Origin of the sequence: Gelidibacter sp. (assembly GCF_035515035.1) — a bacterium.
Classification (GTDB): Bacteria; Bacteroidota; Bacteroidia; order Flavobacteriales; family Flavobacteriaceae; genus Gelidibacter.
The window spans coordinates 1-9,944 of the sequence record NZ_DATJCA010000006.1 but is presented as its reverse complement, the minus strand read 5'-3'; the positions used below and the strand labels follow the sequence as shown (position 1 = coordinate 9,944).

Sequence of the window (9,944 nt, the reverse complement as noted above, 5' to 3'; positions counted from 1 at the left end):
CATCGGCAACCGTCAAAATGGAACCATCGATATAACTTTGGATTTCGTAACCGTCCTTATGGGCAGGAATATGGATATCGTCTCCATCTTTCTCAATGGTGATTCCAAGTTTTCTAAAGACATTCGGGATCTGTCCCAAATCGTCCCAGCTGACATTTTTGATGGTCAGTTCACTTTTGGTCATGGCCGCCAATCCTATCCAGCTTCCAATTTCAATCATGTCGGGCAACATTCTATGTTCTGTGCCTTTTAGAGCCTCAACGCCTTCAATAATTAGCATATTGGAACCAATTCCGCTGACTTTAGCGCCCATGCGATTCAGCATTTTACACAATTGTTGCAAATACGGTTCACAGGCCGCATTATAAATAGTGGTCGTGCCTTCGGCTAGAACAGCAGCCATCACAATATTTGCCGTTCCGGTCACAGAAGCTTCATCCAAGAGCATGTAAGCGCCTTTTAATCGCTCGGCTTCCACGCCGTAAAAATGATCTTCACGATTGTAACGAAACTTCGCACCCAGATTAATAAATCCTTCAAAGTGCGTATCCACTCGTCGTCGTCCTATTTTGTCACCTCCCGGTTTTGGGATATAGCCTTTTCCAAAACGCGCCAAAAGTGGTCCAACAATCATGATGGAACCACGTAATCCTTTCCCATCTTCTTTAAATTCAGCAGATTCAAGGTACTTTAAATTCACTTCATCTGCTTGAAAAGTATAGGAACCAGAGCCGATTTTCTTGGTTTTGACCCCCAATTTCTCTAAAAGTGAAATGAGTTTATTGACATCAACGATGTCTGGAATATTATGAATGGTGACGAGTTCTGGAGTGAGCAAAACAGCACATAGGATTTGTAGTGCTTCATTTTTTGCGCCTTGAGGTTGGATACTTCCTTTTAATTGATGACCTCCTTCAATTATAAATGTTGACATGTATGGTTAGTAGCGTTTTCTATTGCGGTTGGTAGTACTTTTTTTGGGGTGAGCTTTCTTAGTGCTTGTAGAAGAGTATTTCTTTTTATTTCTCATCAACGTGGTAACGTCAGATAAGTCTTCATCCTCTTCCTTAAGATTGATTTTCCCTCCGGACAATTCATATAAATGATTAAAAATAACATCATCTTCCACAGTGTCCTTGTTCCAGTTTAAGAAACATTTTTTCATATGGTTGGCAATGGTATAAATTAATGCCTCTTTTAAATCGCCGTCTTCCCACGTATTGGCAACATCAATCATGGTTTTGATATTATTGCCGTAGAACCGGTATTTTGGGAAATTCTGTGGATATTTTAAAGGTTCAGGGTGTGCCTGTAATTCTTCTCTCAAAGGTTTTGGATATGGAGAATCCACATCCAAATCAAAATCTGCCATAATAAATAGCTGATCCCATAGCTTATGCTGAAAATCAGGAACATCCCTTAAATGTGGTTGTAGATTGCCCATAACAGAAATTATGGCCTTAGCAACCTTATTGCGTTCCTCTTTTGTTTCGCGCTCTTTGGCATAATTGATCATCTTTTGCATATGTCTTCCATATTCAGGAATGATCAAATGTTCGCGCTCGGTATTGTATTCTAAATTGTCTATCAAAATAATAATGTGTAGTATTAAATATTATGCATCGGAGTACTTTGTGCATGTCTGCAAAATACGAAAAAAAATAAAGAAAGCTTAATTGTGGTATAAAAGTTTCGTAAAAATTAGTCTTCAGTGTTTAGTAGGCAGTAGGCAGTCTTCACTCGTCAGTCATCAGTTATCAGTCATCAGTTATCAGTCATCGGTTGTCGGTTGTCGGTTGTCAGTTCTCAGTAAGCAATCATCAGTCTTCAGGTAGCAGTTTTCGGTCATCCAGAATTATTCTCGTAAAAATTCATAACTCTGAACTCATAACTTTGAACCCTTAGTCTTAAACCTTAAGTCCCTACAATGAAATAACCCCTTCCACGTTCAGCGTCACCTCCATATATTTCTCAATAACATGCTCAGGAGTGCGCATCTGTAAATTAATGGACACACTGGTGTATTTTCCATTTTTAGAAGGTTTGGTTTTTATCACCGCTCCCATATTATCAAAAATATTTTCTATCTCCGCAATTTTGCGGTTATCTGATACTACGATGAATTTATATAGGTATTCGGATGGCCAACTAGCTGTTGCATAAAGCTGCGATCGAAGTTTCTCGTAAAATTCGTCTTGATTTTTCTCTGTACTCATAATGGTGCTTATTCATCTGCAAAGATACATTTTACTTTACATTTTTTAATTTCTATTATTATTACGATTTTTGCATCCAAAACCCTGCCAAATTGAATACTAAAAAGATTGTTATTACTGGAGGACCAGGCACTGGTAAATCATCAATAATAAACGAATTAAAAAAGAGAGGACACATTTGCTTTGAGGAAATCTCAAGACAAGTAACGCTCGAGGCCAGGGAAAATGGGATAGAACAGTTATTTCTAACCCAGCCCTTGCTCTTTAGCAAACTACTTTTGGAAGGGCGGCTCAAGCAATTTACGGAAGCCAATACCTACGAAAATGCGACCATATTTCTTGATCGGGGCCTTCCTGATGTTTTGGCATATATGGACTTTTATGGCAGCGACTATCCTGAAAGCTTTGTTCAAGCCTGCCAAAACCACAGCTACGACACTGTTTTTATCGTAACCCCTTGGGCTGATATTTTTCAAAGTGACCATGTGCGCTATGAAACTTTTGAGCAGTCGGAGCAGATTCATGAGCAGCTCATCAATACCTATACAAAATTTGGTTACGATTTGATCCCAATTCCCTTTGATACTGTAGAAAAACGCGCAGACTTCATTATAGATTCCTTAAATTTATAGCGATGTCACATCCTATACTCATTTTAGAGCGCTATTGGCAGCATACCTCCTTTCGGCCCTTGCAGGAAGAGATTATCAATGCGGTCTTAAATAACGAGGACACTTTTGCATTACTGCCAACCGGCGGTGGAAAATCCATTTGCTTTCAAGTGCCGGCCTTAGCCAAAGAGGGCATTTGCATTGTGGTCTCTCCGCTGATTGCCTTAATGAAAGATCAAGTCGATCAGCTTAAGGCAAGAGGCATTAAAGCGATGGCCATTACCAGCGGCATTCCCTATAGCACCTTAGATACTCTTTTGGACAATTGCATCTATGGCAATTATAAGTTCCTCTACCTCTCTCCAGAACGCTTACAACAAACCTTGGTTCAGGACAGAATCCAACAAATGCCAGTTAATTTAATTGCGGTTGACGAGGCACATTGCATCAGCCAATGGGGAAATGATTTCAGGCCTGCCTACAAAAACATTGCGGTGTTGCGCCAATTGCACCCTTCGGTCAACGTGATCGCCCTTACCGCAACGGCAAAGCCTAAAGTTGTACAAGAAATCATGACTGAACTGGACTTTATGGCACCCAAGGTCTATCAAGCCTCGTTTAAAAGACCAAACATTGCCTATATGGTTTTAGACACCCATGACAAGCATTATAAAATAGAACAGATTCTAACGAAATATCCAGGTACCTCCATTATTTATGTGAGGACACGACGTGCTACCTTGGAGATGTTTTCGTTTTTGGAATCGAAGGGCATTTCAGCAACATATTATCATGGCGGCATCAGCAGCAAAGAAAAAAATGACCATTTGGAACAATGGACCAACAACCAGAAGACGGTAATGGTGGCCACGACCGCTTTTGGAATGGGCATTGATAAAGCGGATGTCAAAACCGTGATCCATATCAATTTGCCAGAAAGTTTAGAAAGTTACTACCAAGAAGCTGGACGTGCAGGTAGAAATGGGGAGAAAGCCTTTGCGGTCATTTTGAAAAATGCGAGCGATGAGCAACACCTCAAACATCAATTTTTAAGCACCTTGCCTTCCGTCGATTTCATCAAAAAAGTGTACCGTAAATTATGCAACTATTTTCAGATTTCTTATGGTGAGGGGCACTTGACGCAACATCAGTTCAATTTTAATGCCTTTTGTAAAACCTATGGATTCCCAACCGGCACCGCCTATAATGCCGTTCAACTCCTGGATAGCAACAGCATCATAAGTCTGTCGCAACAATTCAATTACCAAACCAAACTCCAGTTCCTGATCCCAAGTGCTGCGTTATTTGGTTACCTAAATACCCATAAGAACTTTGAACCCGTTATCAAGGCTATTTTACGCACTTATGGTGGTATTTTTGAACATCAACTAAAAATCAATCTCAATTTGGTTTCTGAAAAGTCGAATACACGTGAAAACCAAGTCCTGGATATTCTTCAGCAATTGGATAAAGATGCTGTTGTGGAGTTTCAACACTCCAATACCGATTCTGAATTGACCTTTTTACAACCTCGGGAAGATGACAAGACCATCAACAGAATTGCCAGCATTATTGAACAGCAGCAACGTTTGAAAGAAGATCAAATTGATGCGGTTATTGATTATATTTCCGATGAAGAACAATGCAAAAGCATTCGACTATTGGAATATTTTGGTGAGAAGAACAGCACGCCTTGTGGCATTTGTTCGGTTTGTATCTTAAAAAAGCCGAAAACAAAAAGGCCGTCCACAAAAAGCATTTCTCACGACATTATTTTACTTTTGGAAAATCAACCCTTAAGCTCGAGGGCATTGGTTGAGCAGCTGGAGCATTCAGAGAATGAAATTTTGGAAACCCTGCAGCTCATGCTTGCCAACAATATCCTGGATCTTACCGCTAACAATTCGTACAAAATAAAATACACATGAACCGAGTATGCTAAAAACTTCAACGCCCAAGGGAATAATTAATTGCGAACTGCATGTGACCATTAAAAAAAAATAAATTTAAGCACATGAAAAAGAACGATTTAAGAATTGTATTTATGGGCACACCCGAATTTGCGGTGGCCACTCTAAAACGATTGGTAGAAAACGAGTATCAGATTGTAGGTGTCATCACCGCACCCGACCGACCAGCGGGCCGCGGACAAAAACTACACCAATCTGATGTGAAAACATACGCGCTTTCCCAAAACCTCAGACTCCTTCAGCCCACCAATTTAAAAGACGAAGCATTTCTCAGCGAATTGGAATCCTTACAGGCCAATGTACAGATTGTAGTGGCCTTTAGAATGCTGCCCGAAGTGGTCTGGAGAATGCCAGCCTACGGCACTTTTAATCTCCACGCTTCCCTTCTACCCGATTACCGGGGCGCAGCTCCAATACATTGGGCAGTGATCAATGGCGAGAAGCAAACGGGGGTGACCACCTTCTTCATTGATGATAAAATTGACACGGGTGCCATCATCCTGCAAAAAGAAGTAGCCATTAAAGACGACGAAACCGTAGGCACTTTACATGATACCCTACAGAACCTAGGAAGTGAATTGGTCCTTGACACTTTAAAACTGATTGAAACAGGAAATGTCAAGACGACGATCCAACCCAAAGTGGAACAACCAAAAACGGCGTACAAACTCAATAAGGAGAATTGCCAAATTGATTGGACTAAGGATTTAGATGCGATCTACAACAAAATCAGGGGTCTGAATCCATTTCCTGGAGCTTGGAGCTATCTTAAAACTAAGGATGGGAATTTAACCGTCAAATTATTTGGGGTTTCTAAAGAGCGCATTTCACATTCCGAATCTGTGGGAACGCTCATTTCGACCAAAAACGAGTTAAAAGTCGCAGTCCAAGGCGGTTATCTTTTTATCAATGAAATGCAGCTCCCTGGGAAGCGAAAAATGGATATCAAGTCGCTATTGAATGGTTTCAATTTTTCAGAAGAGGACAAAATGCTGTAAACCCTTATGAACATTGATATTGCAACAAACCCGTTGAAAGTCATCTGCTTTATTAACAAATGGTCGAAGTTATTAACAAAAAATTGCATTTCCCTTGCCATTACTTGCGTAAACGAATATTCCGTATAATTTTGTATGAGGATTTGACAAAATGTTATCTCAACTATTATTTAATAATTAAAATTATAATTTTATGAACAAAACAGATTTAATCAATGGAATGGCTGAAAATGCTGGTATTACGAAAGCAGCAGCAAAAAAAGCATTAGATTCTTTATTGACTGATATTGAAAATTCTTTAAAGAAAGGCGATAGAGTATCTTTAGTAGGATTTGGATCATGGTCAGTTTCTAAAAGATCAGCAAGAGAAGGAAGAAACCCACAATCAGGTGAAACCATCCAAATTAAAGCTAAAAACGTAGTAAAGTTTAAAGCTGGTTCTGATTTAAGCAATGCTGTAAACTAAGATCACATTAGATATATTTAAAAGTCCACTCCTACCCGAGTGGATTTTTTTTGTGCATTTTTTAACAAATTTATTGGATTTTCAGAAAATATGTTTTAGATTTAATTACAAAATCATGACTTATGATTACAATTAAACCCGAAAAGGGACATCTCCTGATAGCCGAACCCTCCATTATTGGTGACACTTCTTTTAATCGCTCTGTTATTTTATTGGCCGACCATACCAGTGAAGGATCAGTAGGTTTTATATTGAACAAACCTTTAAAATACACATTAAAAGACTTGGTGCCAGACACCAAATCCGCTTTTAAAGTCTATAATGGTGGTCCTGTTGAACAGGACAACCTTTATTTTATTCATAAAATTCCAGAGTTAATACCTGAGAGCATTGAGATCTCCTTGGGTATTTATTGGGGAGGCGATTTTGATGTGGTATTGACCCTAATTAATAACGGCCAGATCAAACGTTGCGATATTCGCTTCTTTCTTGGCTATTCTGGATGGGAACCTACCCAATTGGAAACCGAATTGGAAACCAATTCTTGGATCGTTACTGAAAACATATACAAAAAAGCCATTATTGAGAAAAAGGACGACACTTTTTGGAAAGAAAAGATGTTGGAATTGGGTGGCGACTACAGCATTTGGTCAAATGCACCCGAAAACCCCAATTACAATTAAGCAAGTCTAATCTTAGTATTGAGTTTTTCTGTGAGGAGCTTTGAAACCTCCACTGTATATTCCTTTTTTCTATACTTCGTAATCGGTTGAATCCCAACGATACAATTAGTTATAAATAATTCATCGGCTTTCTGGAGTTCAAATGGCGAAATGGAAGTTTCCTCTAGAACATAGCCCTCAAGCTTTTCAACCAGTTCCATCACTTGCTTTCTCATGATGCCTTTAAGACATCCTTCAGACAAGGGTGGGGTTTTAATGACCCTGCCCTTGACCAAAAACAGGTTTCCGTTTAATGCCTCCACCACTGTTTTATCGGTATTTAGCAGTAAACAATTCTCGAAGTTATTTTCTTTGGCAAAAATACTTCCCAAGATGTTAATGTTTCTGTTGTTACTTTTTAGGGTGGACAATAAGCCCGGAGCCACATAAAAATCCTTGAATAATTCTACCGTGTAGGGCTCTGAATTTAATATATAAAAATCGGAGGTCAATTTTTCCGTGATGATATTATAGTCGATATCATTGGACGACGGGGTGTACTTCCCACCTTCCACGCGATGGACATTCATGCGTACCCGTGCTGTAGCCTTCATAAAATGATTGGCCTCAACCGTCTTTAAGATTTCACTTTCAATGAATTCCATGGTGAAGTTCATGGGGATTTCCATCCTTAAGATCCGCATGGAGGCCATTAATCTGAAGTAATGATCTTCCCAAAACAGGATTTTACCATGAACTACCTTAATGGTTTCAAAGAGTGCATCGCCATAGGCATAGCCTCTATTTTGAAGGGACAATAAATTTGAAGAGGCGTCGTGAAGGGTACCGTTAAAATTAACCATAAAAAAAGTCTCGAAGTTTTTAAAAATCGAGACAAATATACTATTTATAAAAAAGAGTCTGCTTAAGCAGAGCCTAAAACCTGCTTTAAATCGGAGATTTGATTTTCCCAAAGCATTTTAGCTTCTTCCACTTCATCTTCATCAATAAAATCTGTGACAATAATGGACACGTCCTTAGTTATCTCGTCCACCTGTATTCTGATTTCAAAATAATAGGAATCGCCCTCATCCTCATCAACCATCCATCTGAATTTGATGCGCTCACCACTTTTTTTACTCAGTAATTTTGCCTTCTCTTCACTATCATTCCATATAAACGTGAAGAACTCCCCGCGTGAGTTTACATTGTCTGCAAACCACTCAGATAAGCCTGAAGGCGTGGATATATATTGATATAAAAGTTGAGGAGATGACTGAATGGGGAACTCCATTTCAAATTTAATTTTTTCTTGCATAGATCTATTTTGTTAACCTGCTCAATATATAATTAATTGTTTAGTTAAAAGACAAATTGACTAAAATAATTTTATCGCATTTTTATGGTTTTTATGTTTGGTGAGATTAATAATGTTTTTATATTTGCAGCCTTAAATTATGGCACTGCGACAATATGCGTTGACCGTCCCAACCGAAGTCAGCTTTGGAAAGGAACCATGGGATACACCATCTCATGGGGCGCTATAAAATAAGGTAATGGCGAGGTAGCTCAGTTGGTTAGAGCGTCGGATTCATAACCCGGAGGTCAGGGGATCGTGCCCCCTTCTCGCTACTTGATAATGAGGCAGTTACATGAATTTGTAACTGCCTTTTTTATTGCAGGTACAACATAGGTAAAACATTAACATTTTTTAACATATGATTTATCAAAGCATATCAAATCAATAGAAATAATATTTTGCAGCAAACTTTAATCGTTTTTCTCAAGAATACAGAGACGTCTTATTATTTTTATTTTCCTTCGTCATCTAGAAATGTCTCATAGTTTGCACAAAAAGGTTAAAGTGACTCACTGATAACGGAATTTTTTGAGCCACATAAAAATTCTTTTATGTCTAATCAATTAAAAGGAATTGCAATAATTATTGCTATACTCATTTTAATCCGCTGTATGTGACTCACCTTGGCCGTCCTATTCATTTTAGGACAAGACACCTGTTGGAGTAAACCTGAAATCATAGATACTCTTATATGGCGAATTTCCACTGATATCCAGTTTTAGCGACAAAATACTGAGGCTTGATAAGTATTCGCTTTTTGGGAGACAGAGCACGGCATTGTTAATTACTGCTATTCCGTTGCTGACATTCGTTATAAACGAGTTCTAGCAGAGAAAACATGGAAACTTTGAAGTAATGCTTAACGGCGTAATTTATTTGAACTATTGCGGGTTTTTAGATGGAATAATTATATTTTCGCTTTTTTAAAATAAATTAAAACACAAATCTAATGAAAGAACTTATTGAGAACATGCAAAGCACTTACGCATCATTTGAAAGTGACGCTAAATTACAGTTAGAAAGCGGAAATAAATCAGCAGGAACAAGAGCGAGAAAATCGTCATTGGCCTTAGAGAAATTATTGAAAGAATTCCGTAAGGTTTCAATTGCAGAGTCAAAAAGTTAATCATTAAAATTTCCCGTTAGACCCCTGCTCTAGGGCATTAGAATTTAATGCTTATTATAATAGAATCAAAAACCCCTTCAAGATCGAAGGGGTTTTCTTGTTATAAATTTTAAATATAAATAGAAAAGGAAGATTAAAAATTGGCAGGAGAACCCTGCTCACGTAGGGATGTAGCGACTGAGGAACTCCTTATAACCTGTCCTTTCTAAATTTACAGCCTGTCCTATTTGTTAATTATTAGGTTTTTAAGAACAGATTTTATCAGATACCAATCGTAGTGGGTAGTCGTTACAAACGAGCACTCAATGTCATTAAGTTACGGTTTTATTAAATTACATCTTTTTGACTCTTAGTTATTTCAGGTATTATTCTTGCTCGATTTTTTGCTTCGGCGTTGGAAAAGGCATTGGTGGCGATTGAACGTAACGCAGCGGCTACGGCGCCGAAATGGAGCAATACATTGAGGCGCCTATATCGTGGGACTTTACGTTTCATTTTAAAACTGACGTCCGAATATTATTATCAAACCACTGTA

At 38.5% G+C, this 9,944-nt stretch carries 11 protein-coding genes and 1 tRNA gene; 7 read left to right on the top strand and 5 right to left on the bottom strand.

Annotated features, from left to right (window positions below; translation table 11 throughout):
• The 3 genes from VLZ86_RS00290 to VLZ86_RS00280 all read right to left on the bottom strand — a co-directional run.
• Positions 1-934, bottom strand: a 934-nt coding sequence (locus VLZ86_RS00290) for a UDP-N-acetylglucosamine 1-carboxyvinyltransferase (protein WP_325447533.1), incomplete at its 3' end; no start/stop codon positions are given.
• 6 nt (positions 935-940) lie between these two features.
• Positions 941-1,591, bottom strand: coding sequence for a DUF4290 domain-containing protein (locus VLZ86_RS00285; protein ID WP_325447531.1), 651 nt, complete (start codon positions 1,589-1,591; stop codon positions 941-943).
• A 331-nt stretch (positions 1,592-1,922) separates the two neighbouring features.
• The gene (locus tag VLZ86_RS00280; protein WP_325447529.1) at positions 1,923-2,216 is read right to left on the bottom strand and encodes a DUF493 family protein; all 294 of its coding nucleotides are present in this window, start codon (positions 2,214-2,216) and stop codon (positions 1,923-1,925) included.
• 92 nt (positions 2,217-2,308) lie between these two features.
• Here VLZ86_RS00280 and VLZ86_RS00275 point away from each other — a divergent pair, with 92 nt between their 5' ends.
• The 5 genes from VLZ86_RS00275 to VLZ86_RS00255 all read left to right on the top strand — a co-directional run bounded on the left by VLZ86_RS00275 (position 2,309) and on the right by VLZ86_RS00255 (position 6,944).
• The gene (locus tag VLZ86_RS00275; RefSeq protein ID WP_325447527.1) at positions 2,309-2,848 is read left to right on the top strand and encodes an ATP-binding protein; all 540 of its coding nucleotides are present in this window, start codon (positions 2,309-2,311) and stop codon (positions 2,846-2,848) included.
• Between the two features lie 2 nt (positions 2,849-2,850).
• The gene (locus VLZ86_RS00270; RefSeq protein ID WP_325447525.1) at positions 2,851-4,755 is read left to right on the top strand and encodes a RecQ family ATP-dependent DNA helicase; all 1,905 of its coding nucleotides are present in this window, start codon (positions 2,851-2,853) and stop codon (positions 4,753-4,755) included.
• Positions 4,756-4,841: 86 nt separating this feature from the next.
• Positions 4,842-5,795 (top strand): methionyl-tRNA formyltransferase, encoded by a 954-nt coding sequence (gene fmt / locus VLZ86_RS00265; RefSeq protein ID WP_325447523.1) that lies wholly within the window; start codon positions 4,842-4,844, stop codon positions 5,793-5,795.
• A 193-nt stretch (positions 5,796-5,988) separates the two neighbouring features.
• On the top strand, positions 5,989-6,261 hold the full coding sequence (locus tag VLZ86_RS00260; RefSeq protein ID WP_325447522.1) for an HU family DNA-binding protein: 273 nt from the start codon (positions 5,989-5,991) through the stop codon (positions 6,259-6,261).
• A 122-nt stretch (positions 6,262-6,383) separates the two neighbouring features.
• Entirely contained in the window at positions 6,384-6,944 is a 561-nt protein-coding gene (locus tag VLZ86_RS00255) for a YqgE/AlgH family protein (protein ID WP_325447520.1), read from the top strand.
• Here VLZ86_RS00255 and VLZ86_RS00250 read toward each other — a convergent pair.
• Positions 6,941-7,786 (bottom strand): aminotransferase class IV, encoded by an 846-nt coding sequence (locus VLZ86_RS00250; RefSeq protein WP_325447518.1) that lies wholly within the window; start codon positions 7,784-7,786, stop codon positions 6,941-6,943. The two genes, VLZ86_RS00255 and VLZ86_RS00250, sit on opposite strands and share 4 nt — an antisense overlap.
• A 62-nt stretch (positions 7,787-7,848) precedes the next feature.
• Positions 7,849-8,241, bottom strand: coding sequence for an START-like domain-containing protein (locus VLZ86_RS00245; protein ID WP_325447516.1), 393 nt, complete (start codon positions 8,239-8,241; stop codon positions 7,849-7,851).
• 240 nt (positions 8,242-8,481) lie between these two features.
• On the opposite strand from VLZ86_RS00245, the gene VLZ86_RS00240 reads away from it, so the two are divergent.
• A tRNA-Met gene (locus VLZ86_RS00240) sits at positions 8,482-8,555 on the top strand.
• A 677-nt stretch (positions 8,556-9,232) separates the two neighbouring features.
• A complete protein-coding gene (locus VLZ86_RS00235; protein WP_325447514.1) occupies positions 9,233-9,409 on the top strand; it encodes a histone H1 in 177 nt (58 codons plus the stop codon).
• Positions 9,410-9,944: the final 535 nt, after the last annotated feature.